Raw genomic sequence first — 15,688 nt, forward strand, 5'->3', positions numbered from 1 at the left:
GGCGGCGCCACCGCCCGGGGGCGCCATCGTGCTTGCGTGCCGTTCAGGCGGCGCGGGGCAGCACCGCCGCCGGTGCGGTCGCGACCAGCGTCGCGATCACGGTGCCGGCGGCACCGACGCGCTGCATGCGCAACTCGCGCGGCGTGTCGGCGACGACGCGCCAGTCGCCGTCGCCGCCGATCGCGCCGTGCACCGTGATCGGTAGCGACGTCGTCTTCACGCGCAGCGGTACCGATTGCGGGACGTAGGCCGACAGCGGATCGTCGTCGCCGGCGATCGCCGCCGCGATCGCGCGCGCCTGGCGGCCGATTGGCTCGATGAAGCGGCTCGCCTGCCCGCCGACGGCGACGCAGTCGCCGAGCGCGTGGATGTCGGGGTGGGCAGTGCGCAGCGTCGCCGGCTCGACGACGACGCCGCCGCAGCGCTCGTCGAACGCGAGCTCCGCGCTGCGCGCGAGGCGATCGGGTGCGGCCAGTCCTGTCGCGGCGACGACGTGGTCGGCGCCGAACGCGCGGCCGTCGGCGAGCGCGACGCGGCGCGTGCCGTCTGCGAGCGGCTCGACGCCGGCCACCTGCACGCCGCCGACGAACGTGATCGGCAGCGCCGCCCACGCGGCGAGCAGCCGCTGCGACGCGACTTCGGGCAGCAGCGCGGCGAGCGGCCGCGGCTGCACGTCGAGCAGCGTGACCGCGTGCCCGCCGAGCGCGAGGTCGTTCGCGAGCTCGCAGCCGACGAGACCCGCGCCGACGATCACGACGCGCTGCGGCCGCGGCGCGAGCGCGTCGCGTAGCCGCTGGTAGGCCGCGAGGTCGTTGACGCGCCAGACCTGCTGCGGCGGCAGCGCGGCGGGCAGGCGCGGCGCCGCGCCGTGCGCGAGCACGAGCTTGCGCCAGCGCAGCGTGCCGCGCGTCGTGCGCAGCGTGCGCGCGACGGGGTCGATGCGCACCGCGATCGCCTCGGTCACGAGCTTCACGTCCAGCCGCTTCGCAGCATCGGCGGCGCGCTCGCGCACGATGCGCTGCGGCTCCAGCCCGCGTGCGATCGCGACCGACAGCGTCGGCTTGTCGTACAGGTCGGCGCTGCACGCGGCAACCAGCGTGATCGGCAGCGCGGCGTCGCGCTCGCGCAGTGCCTGAGCGACCTGCCAGCCGGCGCGCCCGCCGCCGACGATGACGACCCCCGGGTCGTGCCGGCCGCGGCCGGCGTGCGCGACCGGCGCCGCGGCACGCGGCAGCGCCGGCGCGACGTAAGGCTCGAAGTCGGCCTTCGTCACACCGCACAGCGGGCAGGCCCAGTCGTCGGGAATGTCCGCGAAGCGCGTGCCCGGCGGCAGGCCGCCGTCGGGGTCGCCCTGGGCCTCGTCGTAGACGTAGCCGCAGGCGCGGCAGATGAACTGGCGGAACGCCGCGTCGTTGGACGCCGGCAGCGCGACCGGTGGCGTGGTCGCGCTCATGCCGGCATCGGCGGTGTCGACAGCCGCGCGATCTCCTTGCGCAGGTGCTTGATCGCCGGCGTCACGATCGCGACGAAGTGGCTCTCGCGCACGCGGCGCTGCACCGGCGAGCTCATCAGGTAGCCGCGCGCGCCGGCGTGCAGCAGTGCGGACTGTGCCGCGCGCAGCGACAGCTCGGCACCGTGCGCACGCGCGTCCAGGACGTCGATGAAGAACTCGGGGTCGGTCTCGAACGGGTCGCGGGCGAGCGCCATCACGCGCGCGGTCAGCGCGTCGAGCTCGGCCTGCAGCGCGTCGGGGCGGTCGTCGAGGAAGCGGTTGACGTGGCCGAGCTGCGGTTCGACCGCCCACATCGAGTCGATCGCGCCTTGCGTGATGCCCACCGCCATGCCGGCCTGCAGCAGCACGAAGGCGCCGCGGATGCGCGCGATGTACGGGCGCGCCGGGTCGGCGAGCAGCCGCTCGGGGCCGACGCGGTAGTTCGAAAGGCGCACGGCCCAGGTGTTGGTGCCCTCCATCGCCGAGAAGCTCGGGCAGTCGCGGCGCTCGACGCCGTCGGCGTCACAGTGGACGAGGAACATGATCTCGTGCGGCGCGCCGTCGGTCGTCGCCGGCGTGCCGTCGGCGGCCACCACCGGCGCGACGACGCCGAAGTAGTGGTCGTCGCCGAGGTTGCTGACCCACGGCAGCGTGCCGCTGACGCGGTAGCCGTCGCCGTCGGGCGTCGCGCGCAGCAGGAAGGGCTCGATGCCGGCGAACGACTTCATCGGGTTGCTCATCCCGGTGGCGCCCATCGTCAGCGCGCGGCCGTGCCGGCGCAGCACCTCGCCGCCGAGCGCCGGGTTGCCCGACTGCTCCATGTACAGGCCGCAGACCATGTGGCACCAGGTCATGAAGCCGGTCGCGCCGCACACGCGCGAGACCTCGGCCATCGCGCGGATCGCGAGGCCGTAGTCGGCCGAGGCGCCGGGCAGGCCGCGGTCGGCGTGGTGGCACTGCAAGGCGCCGAGCCGGCCGAGCTCACGCAGCACCGCCTCGGGATACGTGCCCCGGCGGTCGACGGCATCGGCGATCGCGGCCAGCGGCCCGTCTGCCACGCGCCGCACCGCGGCGATCAGTGCGTCGCCGTCGAGCGGCGGTGGCAGGGCGTCGAGCGTGGCGACCCGCGCAGCGGCAGGCGCGGCGACCGGGGCCGCCGTGGTGGGTTCGAGCACGGCGGCCATCGTCGTCACTCCGCGAGCGCGATCGTCATCGGCACCGGGTTGCGCATCGTATTGGCCACCGGCGAGAAGTAGTTGGCCCGCTGCACGATGTCGTCGAGCACGTCGCGCGGCGCGTCGCCCTCGACGACGACCTTGACGCGGATCGCCTGGAAACCCATCTCGGGCGGCAGTTTCTCGGCGCCGCCGGCGCCCCACGCGGCAGGGTTGCCGATGTCGGCCTCGAGGAACAGCTCGAGCCTGCTCAGCCGGACCTGCTTCCACGTCGCCACCGCGGTGATGCCCACCGCGAGGCAGCCGCCGAGCGCCGACAGCACGATTTCGCCGGGCGCCGGTGCCGTGTTCTGGCCGAACAGGTGCAGCGGCTCGTCGACGACGACGGGTGCGTGGTCGCCGACGTAGCTCAGCGTGCGGTACTGCCCCTCGCAGACGGTGTGCACCTTGTTCGTGCTGCGCGCGTTCGGGTTGGCGCGGCCCTTCTCGGCGAAGGCCATCAACCCGTCGCGGTCGATCGGGCGCAGGTAGGTCTTGACGGTGGTCGGTTCGAGCACGGCGGACATGAAATCTCCTGGGGGTGGGTCGGGAGGGTGCGAAGAATCTCAGGCGGCCATCGCCATCGCGGACGGCGCCTTGGTGACGAGCGGTGGCGTGGCATCGATCGGCAGCGACGGGTCGCGCGACCACTCGTTCCACGAGCCGAAGTACATGCGCACGTCACTGAAGCCAGCCTGCTTGAGCGCGAGGAACGTGTTCGACGCGCGCGCGCCCTTGAAGCAGTAGAGGTAGACGGTGTCGTCGGGCGCGATGCCGGCCGTCGCGCACTCGGCCTGCACCTCGAGCGGCGACTTGAACTGCGGGCCGTGCGGGCCCGGCTTCATGAAGCGGTACCACTCGATCCACTTCGCGCCCGGCAGGCGGCCCTTGCGCGGCGCGAAGTCGCGGCCGTAGGGCGACGAGCTCTCGCCGGTCCACTCGTCGACGTCGCGCACGTCGAGCAGCGTGACGTCGCTGCGCCCGAGCGCGGCCTTCACGTCGTCTTTCGTCAGCATCACGTCGGCGCCGGCGAGGCCGGCCGGGAACGTGGCCGGCTTCGGCGTCACGGCCTCGGTCGATGTCGGCAGGCCGTCGGCCTTCCACGCGCTGATGCCGCCGTCGAGCACGCGGATCTTCGGGTAGCCGAGCCAGGTCAGCAGAAAGTAGCCGCGGCACGACTGGCCGTAGCCGTTGTTCAGCGCGTCCTCGTAGAACACCGCCGTCTCGGCGCCCGACAGGCCCACGGCGCCGAAGTGCGCGGCGAACGTGCTCTTCAGCGCCTGCAGGCCCTCGGCGGTCGAGGTCGCGAGATAAGTGAAGATCTCGCGCAGGTTCACCGCGCCGGGCAGGTGGCCGGTGGCGTACGCCTCGGGATCGCGCGTGTCGATCACGACGACGGGCTCGGTGGCCATCATCGTCTGCAGTTCGGCGGGCGAGATCAGTACGGGGGTCGTGGCCATGGTGCAGCACTCCGGGGTTGAGGGGACGGCGCAGCTCAACGCAACCGCCGTGCCACGCCTTCACGCGATCGTGCGGGCGGCGTAAGTCGTTGTCGCGGCACGCAGTGCGCGGTGTTCGCGAGCACTGCAAGCGCCGCGTAGGCCCGCCCTGGCGGACACGTTGTCGACAATGTGTCGAGGTCTGTCGACAGCGCACGTATCGACCTGCGCGTGCGTGAGCCGACAGCGGCCGTGGCGACAACGCGCCGTGCGCCCGCGCGGGCGCGCGTCGAGCCGAGAGCCGCCGGGTTGCTCTGCGAAGACACGTTGCGCGCGGGCACGCAGCGCTTGCCGCCCCGCCATGAGCCGGCGACGGCCCGATCGAGGCGGGCAGCGATGCGGCGGTCAGGCCGACGCCGCGGCACCACCGCCGCGCTCGGCCGCTTCGGCGCGCGCTGCGATCGCGCGCGCCAGCCCGGGGAAGATCACCGCGTGCGCCGGCAGCAGCGCGTGCCAGTACGCGAGCCCCGGCGCGCCGGCCGGGTGGAAGTAGGCCGTCACGTCGATGCGCGTGCGCCGGGGGGCGAGCGCGCGCACCTCGAAGCCCAGCGCTGCCGCGCCGGGCAGCTTCATCTCGGCCAGCAGCATCAGCCGCTGCGGCGGCTCGAGCGCGACGACGCGCCAGAAGTCGACCGTGTCGCCGACCGCGAGGCGCTGCGGGTCGCGCCGGCCACGGCGCAGCCCGCTGCCCCCCAACGAGCAGTCGATCGCGCCGCGCGCCGACCACAGCGCGTTCAGGAAGTAGTAGCCGTGCTCGCCGCCGATGCCCTCGACTTCGCGCCACACGGCCTCGGGCGACGCGGCGGCCACGGCGTGCGCCGTCATGCGCTTGGCGTAGTACGCGAAGTCGGCGCGCTCGCGGCGGTACAGCATCGAGCCCTCGACCCAGCGCTGGCCGGCGTCGCCCGGCTCGGGCGCCGCGCGCTCGGCGGCCAGCGCCGCGGCGATCGCGCCGCCGCAGCGGTGCAGTTCGAGCGGGATCAGCGCGCGGATCGCCGCGTCGTCGGCGAGCACGTCGTGGCCGAGGCCCTCGATCAGCGCGCGCGCGACGTTGGCCGGCACCGCCGTGACGAGGTCGAGCCAGTACGACGACAGCTTCGGCGTGAGCACCGGCACCGGCACGATCAGCGGCCGGCGCCCGACCTGGCGCGCGAACTCGCGCATCAGCTGCTCGTAGGTCAGCACCTCGGGGCCGCCGACGTCGTAGACCTGGCCGGCGGTCTGCGGTAGCTGCGGCACGCGCAGCAGGTACTCGAGCACGTCGTCGAGTGCGATCGGCTGCGAGCGCGAGCGCACCCAGGTCGGCGTGACCATCACCGGCAGGTGGAACACGAGGTCGCGGATGACCTCGAACGCCGCCGAGCCGGGGCCGATCACGATGCCCGCGCGCAGCTCGGTGACCGGCACCGCGCCGGCGCGCAGCAGTTCGCCGGTCTCGCCGCGCGAAGCCAGGTGCGCCGACCCGGCACCGGCCGGCTGCAGCCCGCCGAGGTAGACGATGCGCTTGACGCCGGCGCGCGCGGCGGCGTCGCGGAAGTTCACTGCCGCCTCGCGGTCCAGCCGCGGGAAGTCGGCGCCGGCGGCCATTGAGTGCACGAGGTAGTACGCGACGTCGACGCCGGCCAGCGCCCGGTCGAGGCCCGCGGGGTCGAGTGCGTCGGCGGCCACCGTCTCGACACCGCGCCAGCCGCGCGCCTCGAGTGCGTCGACGCGCCGCGCCGCGGCGCGCACCGCATGGCCGCGCGCGACCAGACGCGGCACCAGGTGGCTGCCGATGTAGCCGCTGGCGCCGAGCACCAGCACGCGCGCCGGGACGGCGACCGATGTCACCGGGCAACCGCCGGGGCACGCGAGCGGCGCGCGGCCGGCGGCACCGTGCGGCGCGGCGTCGTCTTCGTGGCGGCGGCCGCCGTGGCCGCGCCCGTGGCCTTCGTGGACTTTGCAGCCTTCGACGGCGCTGCGGTCTTGGCGGCCGACTTCATGGCCGCGCGCCGACGCGCTGCCGGCGCGTCGGCGCCCGGCAGCACCTGGCGCAGCAGCGCTTCGCAGTCGTCGCGGCTCATCACGCGCGGCACCGGGTAGTTCAGGTCGGCCTCGCGGCACGCGGCCTGCGCGAGCGCCGGGATGTCGTCGTCGCGCAGTGCCGCCAGCGTGCGCGGGATGCCGACGCGGTCGCCGAGCGCCTGCACCGCGTCGACGAAGCGCGCCGCCTGCGCCGCAACGTCGCCGTCGTCGCCGGCCACGCCGATGCGCCGCGCCAGCGCGGCCAGCCGCGCGGCGGCCGGCTCGAGCGCGAAGCGCAGCACGTGCGGCAGCACGATCGCGTTGGCCAGCCCGTGGGGCGTGTGGTAGCGCGCGCCGAGCTGGTGCGCGATCGCATGCACGTTGCCGACGTTGGCGCGCGTGAACGCCATGCCGGCGTAGGTCGATGCCAGCGCCATGCGCTCGCGCGCGTGCAGGTCGTCGCCGTGCTCGCACGCGCGCGGCAGGTGCTCGAACACCATGCCCACCGCGGCCAGTGCGAGGCGGTCGGTGGCCGGCGTCGCCCACTGGCTGATGTAGGCCTCGATCGCGTGCGTCAGCGCGTCCATCCCGGTGGCGGCCGTCACCGCCGGCGGCAGGCCGGTCATCAGCGTCGGGTCGAGCGCGGCCATGTCGGGCACGAGGCGCGTGTCGGCCACCACCAGCTTGCGCTGCGCGTCGGGGTCGGAGATCACGGCGGCCACCGTGACCTCGGAGCCGGTGCCGGCGGTGGTCGGCACCGCGTAGACCGGCAGCGGGCCGTGCAGGCCGCGGAAGTAGCCCGCGAGGTCGCGCAGCGCCTTCGTGTTGGTCGCCGCCAGCGCGATGACCTTGGCCGCGTCGATCACCGAGCCGCCACCCACCGCGAGCACGGCGTCGCAGCGGTGGCGCCGCAGCGCGAGCAGCCCGCGCTCGACGACGGGGATCGGCGCGTCGGGCTCGACCTCGTCGAACACGTCGAACGCGGTGCCACTGCGCTCGAGCGCGGCGGTGAGGGGCGCCAGCAGCCCGAGCCGCACGATCATCGCGTCGGTGACGACGAGCAGCCGGCGGTGACCGAAATCGCCGATCGCGGCGGCCAACCGTTCGGCGGCGCCCGGGCCTACCATCAGCAGAGGCTGCGGGATCGGCACCAGCCGCGTCACGGCCCCGGCCGCGCGCTTGAGGACCGGCAGCCCCGTCGCGCGGGCGAGGTCGGTGAGGGTGTGGCTGATCAAGGTCGTTCTCCGTCGTCGCGGTGAGGCTGGGGGCTGCGCCTTGCGGCGCTCACGAGGGCAAGTGTATGAAGACGGTCGTCGGCATCAGTCTGGGCTCGAGCCAGCAGGACTTCGAGTTCACGACGCGCTTCCTGGGGCAGCGCCTGACGGTCAGGCGCATCGGCACCAACGGCAGCATCGCCCGCGCGCTCAAGCTGGTCAAGCAGTGGGACGGGCAGGCCGCGGCGATCGGCGTCGGCCTGGTCAAGGACAGCGACGGGCTCGGCGCGCGCGCCGACCACCACGCCGAGCGGCTCGCCGCCGCGGCCGAGACCACACCGGTGACCGCCGGCGGCCGGCTGGCCGACATCCTGCAGGAATGGGCGGTGCGCCACGCGCAGGCCGAGCTCGGCCACTACTTCGACAACGCGCGCGTGCTGTTCTTCTCGGGGCTCGCGAGCCGCAAGCTCGCGCAGACGATGTCGGAGTACACCGAGAACCTGCGCTTCGCCGACCCGGTGCTGCAGCTCGGTGTGCCGAAGCTGCTCGGCTCGCTCGACGCGCTGCAGCTGTACGCCACCGGCGCGCACCTGGTGGCCGAGTGGGTGCCGCCGCGGCTGACGCCGGCGCCGCTGCTGGCGCAGTGGAGCCGGCACGTGCTGCGCCACGCGCTGCACAAGTGCACCGTCGTCGTCGCGCCGGTGCACGAGCTCGACGGCTTCGGGCTGCAGGAACTGGCGGGCAAGACGGTCGTGACCTCGACCGTCAGCGACAAGCGGCTGGCCGCGCTGGCGAAGAAGGGCGTGCAGATGGTGATCGACGGCGCGCCGGTGATCGGCGGCCACGTCGTCGCGCCCGACCTGCTGCACGCGATGATCGTCGCGGTGCGGCGCAAGCCGCCGCAGCAGATCGTCGAGGACGACCTGCTCGAGATCCTCGCCGAGCTGCAGCTCGCGCCGCGCATCCTGTACCCGAATGGCTTCAAGCGCGTCAACCGCTTCGCGTTCGTGATCCATCCGCTGTCGCAGGAGTACTTCAAGGTCGTCAAGCCGGTCGAGATCCTGTCGCAGGTCTCGCCGCCGCTGTTCATGGACACGCTCGAGAAGGTGCTGGCCTACGCGCCGCCGTTCGTCTACTCGACGGTGACGGGCATCAAGAGCCCGACCGGCGTCGAGGCCGAGGGCTGGCTGATCAGCGTCGGCGGCACGCCGCACGAGATCATGAGCCACCCGCCCGAGTTCACCTACAAGCGCCTGCTCGCCGCGGCCGAAATGGCCAGGAAGCTCGGCGCGCAGATCATGGGGCTCGGTGCCTTCACGAAGATCGTCGGCGACGCCGGCGTCACCGTCGCGCGGCGCGCGCCGCTGCCGATCACGACCGGCAACAGCTACAGCGCGTCGGCCGCGCTGTGGGCCGCGCACGACGCGCTGCGGCGGCTGGCGCTGCTGCCGCCGCCCGACGGCGACGCGCGCGTGAAGTTCAAGGCGATGGTCGTCGGCGCCACCGGCTCGATCGGTGCGGCGTGCGCGCGGCTGCTCGCGCGCGCGGCCGAACAGATCTACCTCGTCTCGCCCGAGACGGCCAAGCTGCTCGCGCTCAAGGAGTCGATCCTGAAGGAGAGCCCCGGCGCCACCGTGCATCTGGCTGCGCGCACCGACCGCCACATCGGCGAGATGGACATGATCGTCACCGCGACGTCGGGCGCGGGCCAGAAGGTGCTCGACATCATGAAGGTCAAGCCCGGCTGCGTGATCACCGACGTCGCGCGCCCGCTCGACCTGCCGCCCGAGGAAGTCGTCAAGCGCCCCGACGTGCTCGTGATCGAGTCGGGCGAGATCCAGCTGCCCGGCGAACCGAAGATGAAGAACATCGGCCTGCCGCCGGGCGTGACCTACGCGTGCCTGGCCGAGACGATCGTGCTCGCGCTCGAGGGTCGCTTCGAGAACTTCACGGTCGGCCGCCACATCGAGTGGGAAAAGGTGCGCGAGATCTACAAGCTGGGCCTGAAGCACGGCATGAAGCTCGCTGCGATCAGCGGCGTGCACGGCGTGATCACCGACGAGCAGATCGCCCGCGTGCGCGAGCTGGCGCTGGCCGCGCGCGCGGCGAACGCGGCGCGCGCCGCCCGGCAGCCGCGCGCCGCAAAGGCCGCCAAGGCCGCGACGACGTTGCCGCAGGCGACCCGCGCGCCAGCGGTGCGGCGGCGCACCGTCGAACAGCCGCGGCGGTGAGCGTCGTCGCGCGCTTCGAGATCGAGTGCTGCGCGCTGGGGTGGTGGCACTGGTGCTGAGCGCCGCGGTTCACGCGCGCGGGGGCTGCAGCTTGCGCCAGCGGTAGGCGAACTGCCGCGGCGTCAGCCCGAGCGACTGCGCTGCGCGCGACTGGTTGCCGCCGTGGCGTGCGAGCGCGGCGGCCAGTTCCTGCGCGCTGTGCGAGTCGCGTCGCAGGTAGTCGCGCACGATCGGCGACGCGGCGGCGGTCGGCGGTGGTGCCTGCGCCGCGACGGCAGGCGGCGGCGCGGCCGGCAGGAAGCGCGCGAGGTCGGCCGCCGTGACGGTCGGGTGCTCGGCGAGCAGCACGAGCCGCTCGATCACGTTGCCGAGCTCGCGGATGTTGCCCGGCCAGTCGTGCGCGGCCAGCCGCTCGAGTGCGGCCGGCGCGAGGTGCACGTTGCGCTGGTGCGCCTGGTTCGCGCGGCTGAGGAAGTGCAGCGCGAGCGTCGCGACGTCCTCGCGCCGCTCGCGCAGCGCCGGCAGGCGGATCGGGATCACGTTGAGGCGGTAGTACAGGTCGCGGCGGAAGCGCCCGGCGGCGACTTCGTGCTCGAGCTCGCGGTTGGTGGCGGCGACCAGTCGCACGTCGACCGGGATCTCGCGCTGGCCGCCCAGGCGCACGATCGTGCCTTCCTGCAGCGTGCGCAGCAGCTTGGTCTGCATCGCCAGCGGCAGCTCGCCGACCTCGTCGAGGAAGATCGTGCCGCGGTCGGCCTGCTCGAACCAGCCGGCGCGCGCGGCGTGCGCGCCGGTGAAGGCGCCCTTCTCGTGGCCGAACAGCTCGCTCTCGAACAGCGTCTCGGGGATCGCCGCGCAGTTGACCTTGACGAACGGCGCGTCTCGCCGCGGGCTGGCCAGGTGCAGCGCGCGTGCGAACAGCTCCTTGCCGGTGCCCGACTCGCCGAGCAGCAGCACGCTCGCGGTGGCCGACGACACGCGCTCGAGCTCGCCGAGCGCGTGCAGCAGCGCCGGTGACGTGCCGACGATGCCGTAGCGCGCCGCGGCGCTCTCGAGCGCGCGCGTCAGCAGCGCGTTGCGCTCTTCGAGCGTGCGCGTGCGCGCCGCGACGTGCTGCTGCAGTTGCAGCAGCTGGCCGGCCAGCGTGGCCAGGATCTGCAGCACCGCCACGTCGTCGGCAAGCTGGCGCTGGCGACTTCGGATGCGGTGGCACGCGAGCACGCCGATCGTCTGGCCGTCGACCTCGATCGGCAGCGCGATGAAGGCCACCGTCTCGGGCGGCAGCCGCGCGCGCGCGACGGCGCGAAACAGGAACGCCGGCTCGGCGTCGACGTCCTGCACGACGGCCGGCTGGCTCGTCGCGAGCACGCGGCCGGTGACGCCCTCGCCGGGGCGGTAGCGCCCGCGCGCAGCCTCGTCGCGCGTCAGCCCGTAGGCGTAGCGGATCGACGCGGTGCCGAACGCGTCACCACGGCGGCGCGGCACGGGTGCCGTCAGGTCGAGTCCGTCGATCAGCACGATGCGCCCGCGGTTCAGGCCCAGCAGCTCCGACATCAGGTGCAGCATCTCGCGCAGCACCGTTTCGGGTGCGAGGCTCTTGCCGATCGCGCGCACGACCTGCGACAGCAGCAGCAGCTCCTGCGTGCGCCAATCGGGGGCGCACAGTTCGGGGGCGGTCGGCGCGGCGGGCATGCGCCCCAGCCCTGCAAGAAGCCGGCCAGGGCGCCGGCGTCGCGCCGAGAGGGGGTCGCTCAGTGACTGATCATCCAAGGCCGCCGCCCGACGATGGCCTTGCTGCCATCGGGCAGGCGCCGCGTTGCGCGAGCCCGGCCCGGTGCACAGCAGCCGCACCCGGCCGGATGCGCCAGCCGCGTGTAGCCGGCCGACGACTGCGGCTCGTGGGCCGCGCGCTCGTTGATCTGCATCGCGCGGCGCATCGTCTCGGGCAGGCAGGCCAGGCGCGGCATCGCCGCGAGCACGCGCGGCGACGGTGTGCCGCAATCGGGACAGGTGGCTGGCTCGTCGCGCTGCGCATAGGGGCGCAGCGCGTCGAATCCACCGCAGGCCGGGCAGGCGTAGTCGTAGGTCGGCATGCGGCGGCTCCCGTCAGAGGTCGGGCGACAGCGGCACCTCGATGCCTGGCGTGACAGCCCTGACCGGCCCGCTCGCGCTGGGGCGGATGTCGAAGTCGAAGATCTGCGTCGGCAGCCACAGCGTGGCGCAGGCGTTGGGGATGTCGACCACGCCGCTGATGTGGCCCTGCACCGGCGCCGTGCCGAGGATGGCGTAGGCCTGGGCGCGCGAGTAGCCGAACTTCGTCAGGTACTCGATCGCGTTCAGGCAGGCCTGGCGGTAGGCCACGTGGACGTCGAGGTAGTGCTGCTGGCCGTGCTCGTCGACCGAGATGCCCTCGAAGATCAGCCAGTCGTTGTAGGTCGGCGTGATCGGGCTGGGCCTGAAGATCGGGTTCTTGATGCCGTACTTGGCCACGCCGCCCTTGATCAGCTCCACGCGCATGTGCACCCAGCCGGCCATCTCGATCGCGCCGCAGAAGGTGATCTCGCCGTCGCCCTGGCTGAAGTGCAGGTCGCCCACCGACAGCCCGGCGCCGTCGACGTAGACGGGGAAGTAGATCCGCGAGCCGCGGCTGAGGTCCTTGATGTCGCAGTTGCCGCCGTGCTCGCGCGGCGGCACGGTGCGCGCGCCCTCGGCGGCGATCCGGTCCCGGACGTCGCCCCGGGCCGCGCCGGCGTGGGCGGTCTTGGCGAACGGCGGGTTGGCCAGCGGCGGCACCCGCGTCGGGTTGGTGGCGATGAAGCCGACCTCGCGCTCGTTCCAGGTCTGCAGCAGCCGGCGGTCGGGCAGGCAGCCGATCAGCCCAGGGTGGATCAGGCCGGCGAAGCGCACGTTCGGCACGTGGCGGCTGGTGGTGTACAGGCCGTGGAAGTCCCAGATCGACTTCTGCGCCTGCGGGAAGTGGTCGGTGAGGAAGCCGCCGCCATTCTTCTTGCTGAAGAAGCCGTTGAAGCCCCACAGGCTGTCGGGTTTGGCGCCGACATCGAGCAGGTCCACGACCAGCAGGTCGCCCGGTTCCGCGCCTTTGACGCCCACCGGTCCGGAGAGGAAGTGCACCGTCGTCAGGTCGACATCGCGGACGTCGTCGGCACTGTCGTTGTTCTGGATGTAGCCGCCGGTCCAGTCGTAGGTTTCGAGGATGAACTCGTCACCCGGCTGGACCCAGCAGGCCATCGGGATGTCGGGGTGCCAGCGGTTGTGCACCTTCTCGTTCTCGTAGGGGGACTGCTTCAGGTCGACCTTGATCAGGGTGTCGGGCATGGCGTGCTCCTGGTTCGGGGTGGGCTCACACGGAGAGGTAGCTCTTGATGTGCGCGACGTCGGTGTCGGCGCGCGCGGTTTCGTGCACGAAGCGGCCGCCTTCGATGACGAACAGCCGATCGGCCACGTCCATCGCGAAGCTCAGCACCTGCTCGCTGACGACGATCGTCAGCTCGCGCGTCTTGCGGATCTCGTTGAGCGCTTTCGCGATGTCTTTGATGATCGACGGCTGGATGCCCTCGGTGGGCTCGTCGAGCAGCAGCACCTTGGGCTCGGTGACCAGCGCGCGGGCGATCGCCAGCTGCTGCTGCTGGCCACCCGAGAGGTTGCCGCCCTTGCGCCGGCGCATGTCCCACAGCACCGGGAACAGCGCGTAGATCTCGTCGGGCACGCGCTTGACGGCGGCATTCTCGAGCCCGGTCTGGATGTTTTCCTCGACCGTCAGCGTCGGAAAGATCATGCGGCCCTGAGGCACGTAGGCCAGACCGGCGGCGACGCGGCGGTGGCTCGGCTCCTGCGTGAGATCCCGCCCGTCGACGAGCACGCGGCCGGCCTTGACGGGCAGCAGACCCATCAGCGCCTTGAACAGCGTCGTCTTGCCCATGCCGTTGCGCCCCAGCACGGCCACCGTCTCGCGCCGCGCGGCGGTGAAGGTGATGCCATGCAGCGCCTGGCTCTGGCCGTAGGCGACGACGAGATCCTTGACGTCCAGCATCGCAGCGTCCCTTTCAGTGGCCGAGGTAGACGTCGATCACGCGCGGGTCGTTCTGCACTTTCTCCATCGGCCCTTCGGCGAGGATGCGGCCCTGGTGCATGACGGTCACCTTGTGCGCGATGCGCTTGACGAAGTCCATGTCGTGCTCGATCACGATCACGGCGCGCTCGGTGCAGATGCGCTGCAGCAGGTCGGCCGTGAGCTCGCGCTCGCGCGCGCTCATGCCCGCGATCGGCTCGTCGAGCATCAGCAGCTCCGGCTCCTGCATCAGCAGCATGCCGATCTCGAGCCACTGCTTCTGGCCATGGCTGAGCAGGCCGGCCTCGAGGTCGAGCAGGTCGGCGAGCCCGATCTCGGCGGCAACCGCCTGCACGCGCTCGCGCACCTCGGCGTCGCAGCGGAAGAACAGCGCGCCGAGCACCGAACGGCCGCGCGGGAACGACACCTCCAGGTTCTGGAAGACGGTCAGGTTCTCGTAGATCGACGGCGTCTGGAACTTGCGTCCGATCCCCTTGCGCACCCGCGTGTGCTCCGGGAGCTGCGACATCTCTTCGTTCTTGAACTTGATGCTGCCGCTGCTGGGGCGCGTGCGCCCGCAGATCAGGTCCAGCAGCGTCGTCTTGCCGGCACCGTTCGGGCCGATGATCACGCGCAGCTCGTTGCGGTCCACGTACAGCGTCAGGCCGTCGATGGCCTTGAAACCGTCGAACGAGACGCTCAGATCCTCGACGGCGAGCGCGAAGTCGGTGTTGCTCATCGCAGGGTCCTCAGGCCTTCAGGCCGCCCAGCGGGCCCGCCACCGAGCCCGCGGTCGCCGTGGGGGCGGTTGCCGCTGGCCTCCCCGACGCCGCGTCGATGCGCGCTGCGGCTTCACTGTGCGTTGCTTTCGGCACGGCGGCATGCCGGCGCTGCCACCAGGGCTTGACGTGGCTCGCGATCAGCCCGGCGAGTCCGTTCGGGAAGGCCATCGTCACGCCGATGAACAGCGCCGCCATCAGGAACAGCCACAGGTCGGGGAAGGTCTCGGAGAACAGCGTCTTGCCGGCATTGACCAGCAGCGACCCGTAGACCGCGCCCACGAGGCTCATGCGGCCGCCGACGGCCGCGCAGATCACCATCTCGATCGAGGGCACGATGCCGACGAACGACGGCGACATGAACCCGACCTGCAGCGTGAACAGCGCCCCGCCGATGCCGGCCAGCGCCGCCGCCAGGCAGAACGCGGCGACCTTGAACATCGCCACGTCGTAGCCGGAGAAGCGCACCCGGTCCTCGCGGTCGCGCATCGCCAGAAGCAGCGTACCGAACTTGCTGCGCTGGATCCACAGGCACAGCACGATGCAGCCCAGCAGCAGTCCTGCGCAGACGTAGTACAGCGTGACCTTGGCCGCGTCGGTGCGGATGTCCCAGCCGGCCAGCGTCTTCAGGTCGGTGATGCCGTTGACACCGCCGGTGTAGCCCTGCTGGCCGATGATCAGCACGGTCAGGATCAGCGCGACCGCCTGCGTGATGATCGCGAAGTACACCCCGCCGACACGGCGCTTGAACATCGCGTAGCCGAGCACGAAGGCCAGCGCGACGGGCACCAGCACGACCGCGACGAGTGCGAACGGCAGGCTTTCGAAGGGCTGCCAGAACCACGGCAGCGACGTGACCTGGTTCCAGTCCATGAAGTCCGGAATACCCGGCGTCGACTGGATCTTCGTGCTTTCGGGGTCGCTCGCCTCGAGCTTGAGGAACATCGCCATGGCATAGCCGCCGAGGCCGAAGAACACGCCCTGGCCGAGGCTGAGGATGCCGCCCCATCCCCACAGGATGACCAGACCGACCGCGACGAAGGCGTAAGCGAGGTACTTGCCGACGAGGTTGAGGCGGAAGACGTCGAGGGTGACCGGCAACAGCACGAGCAGCAGCAGCGCGAGCAGTGCGACGCTGCCGACGCCGGGCCGGCGGATCCACAGGCTAAGAGTGTTCATGGGTGGG

The 15,688-nt window shown here is 72.4% G+C and carries 13 protein-coding genes; 1 reads left to right on the forward strand and 12 read right to left on the reverse strand.

Features of this window, described 5'->3' with window-relative positions:
- Positions 1-43: 43 nt before the first annotated feature.
- The 6 genes from DRV96_RS12655 to DRV96_RS12680 all read right to left on the reverse strand — a co-directional run bounded on the left by DRV96_RS12655 (position 44) and on the right by DRV96_RS12680 (position 7,444).
- The gene (locus DRV96_RS12655; RefSeq protein WP_119291631.1) at positions 44-1,453 is read right to left on the reverse strand and encodes an FAD-dependent oxidoreductase; all 1,410 of its coding nucleotides are present in this window, start codon (positions 1,451-1,453) and stop codon (positions 44-46) included.
- Positions 1,450-2,676 carry an acyl-CoA dehydrogenase family protein gene (locus DRV96_RS12660; RefSeq protein WP_119291674.1) on the reverse strand — a complete coding sequence of 409 codons (1,227 nt, stop codon included), beginning with the start codon at positions 2,674-2,676 and terminating at the stop codon, positions 1,450-1,452. Before DRV96_RS12660 ends, DRV96_RS12655 begins: the two co-directional genes overlap by 4 nt.
- A gap of 5 nt (positions 2,677-2,681) precedes the next feature.
- Complete coding sequence (locus DRV96_RS12665) at positions 2,682-3,233, reverse strand: OsmC family protein (RefSeq protein WP_119291633.1); 552 nt, start codon at positions 3,231-3,233, stop codon at positions 2,682-2,684.
- Between the two features lie 39 nt (positions 3,234-3,272).
- Entirely contained in the window at positions 3,273-4,166 is an 894-nt protein-coding gene (locus tag DRV96_RS12670; protein ID WP_119291635.1) for a sulfurtransferase, read from the reverse strand.
- A 384-nt stretch (positions 4,167-4,550) separates the two neighbouring features.
- Complete coding sequence (locus DRV96_RS12675; protein WP_119291637.1) at positions 4,551-6,035, reverse strand: DUF2867 domain-containing protein; 1,485 nt, start codon at positions 6,033-6,035, stop codon at positions 4,551-4,553.
- A complete protein-coding gene (locus tag DRV96_RS12680; RefSeq protein WP_235823388.1) occupies positions 6,032-7,444 on the reverse strand; it encodes an iron-containing alcohol dehydrogenase in 1,413 nt (470 codons plus the stop codon). The genes DRV96_RS12675 and DRV96_RS12680 overlap by 4 nt, the downstream gene beginning before the upstream one ends.
- Positions 7,445-7,509: 65 nt before the next feature.
- On the opposite strand from DRV96_RS12680, the gene DRV96_RS12685 reads away from it, so the two are divergent.
- Positions 7,510-9,654, forward strand: a complete 2,145-nt coding sequence (locus DRV96_RS12685) for a dehydrogenase (protein ID WP_210757040.1) — start codon at positions 7,510-7,512, stop codon at positions 9,652-9,654.
- A gap of 69 nt (positions 9,655-9,723) precedes the next feature.
- Here the strand turns inward: DRV96_RS12685 and DRV96_RS12690 are convergent, their stop codons facing one another.
- The 6 genes from DRV96_RS12690 to urtC are packed head-to-tail and all read right to left on the reverse strand — an operon-like array spanning position 9,724 to position 15,681.
- Positions 9,724-11,346, reverse strand: a complete 1,623-nt coding sequence (locus DRV96_RS12690; RefSeq protein WP_119291639.1) for a sigma-54-dependent Fis family transcriptional regulator — start codon at positions 11,344-11,346, stop codon at positions 9,724-9,726.
- A 59-nt stretch (positions 11,347-11,405) separates the two neighbouring features.
- Positions 11,406-11,747, reverse strand: a complete 342-nt coding sequence (locus DRV96_RS12695) for an FmdB family zinc ribbon protein (protein WP_119291641.1) — start codon at positions 11,745-11,747, stop codon at positions 11,406-11,408.
- Positions 11,748-11,760: 13 nt separating this feature from the next.
- A complete protein-coding gene (gene fmdA / locus DRV96_RS12700) occupies positions 11,761-12,990 on the reverse strand; it encodes a formamidase (RefSeq protein ID WP_119291643.1) in 1,230 nt (409 codons plus the stop codon).
- 25 nt (positions 12,991-13,015) lie between these two features.
- Positions 13,016-13,705 carry an urea ABC transporter ATP-binding subunit UrtE gene (gene urtE / locus DRV96_RS12705; protein ID WP_119291645.1) on the reverse strand — a complete coding sequence of 230 codons (690 nt, stop codon included), beginning with the start codon at positions 13,703-13,705 and terminating at the stop codon, positions 13,016-13,018.
- 13 nt (positions 13,706-13,718) lie between these two features.
- Positions 13,719-14,462 carry an urea ABC transporter ATP-binding protein UrtD gene (gene urtD, locus DRV96_RS12710; RefSeq protein WP_119291647.1) on the reverse strand — a complete coding sequence of 248 codons (744 nt, stop codon included), beginning with the start codon at positions 14,460-14,462 and terminating at the stop codon, positions 13,719-13,721.
- 10 nt (positions 14,463-14,472) lie between these two features.
- Positions 14,473-15,681: an urea ABC transporter permease subunit UrtC gene (gene urtC, locus DRV96_RS12715; RefSeq protein ID WP_119291650.1), complete on the reverse strand. Its 1,209-nt coding sequence runs from the start codon at positions 15,679-15,681 to the stop codon at positions 14,473-14,475.
- Positions 15,682-15,688 lie beyond the last annotated feature (7 nt).

Source organism: Azohydromonas sediminis, assembly GCF_003574675.1.
GTDB classification, from domain to species: domain Bacteria; phylum Pseudomonadota; class Gammaproteobacteria; order Burkholderiales; family Burkholderiaceae_C; genus Calidifontimicrobium; species Calidifontimicrobium sediminis.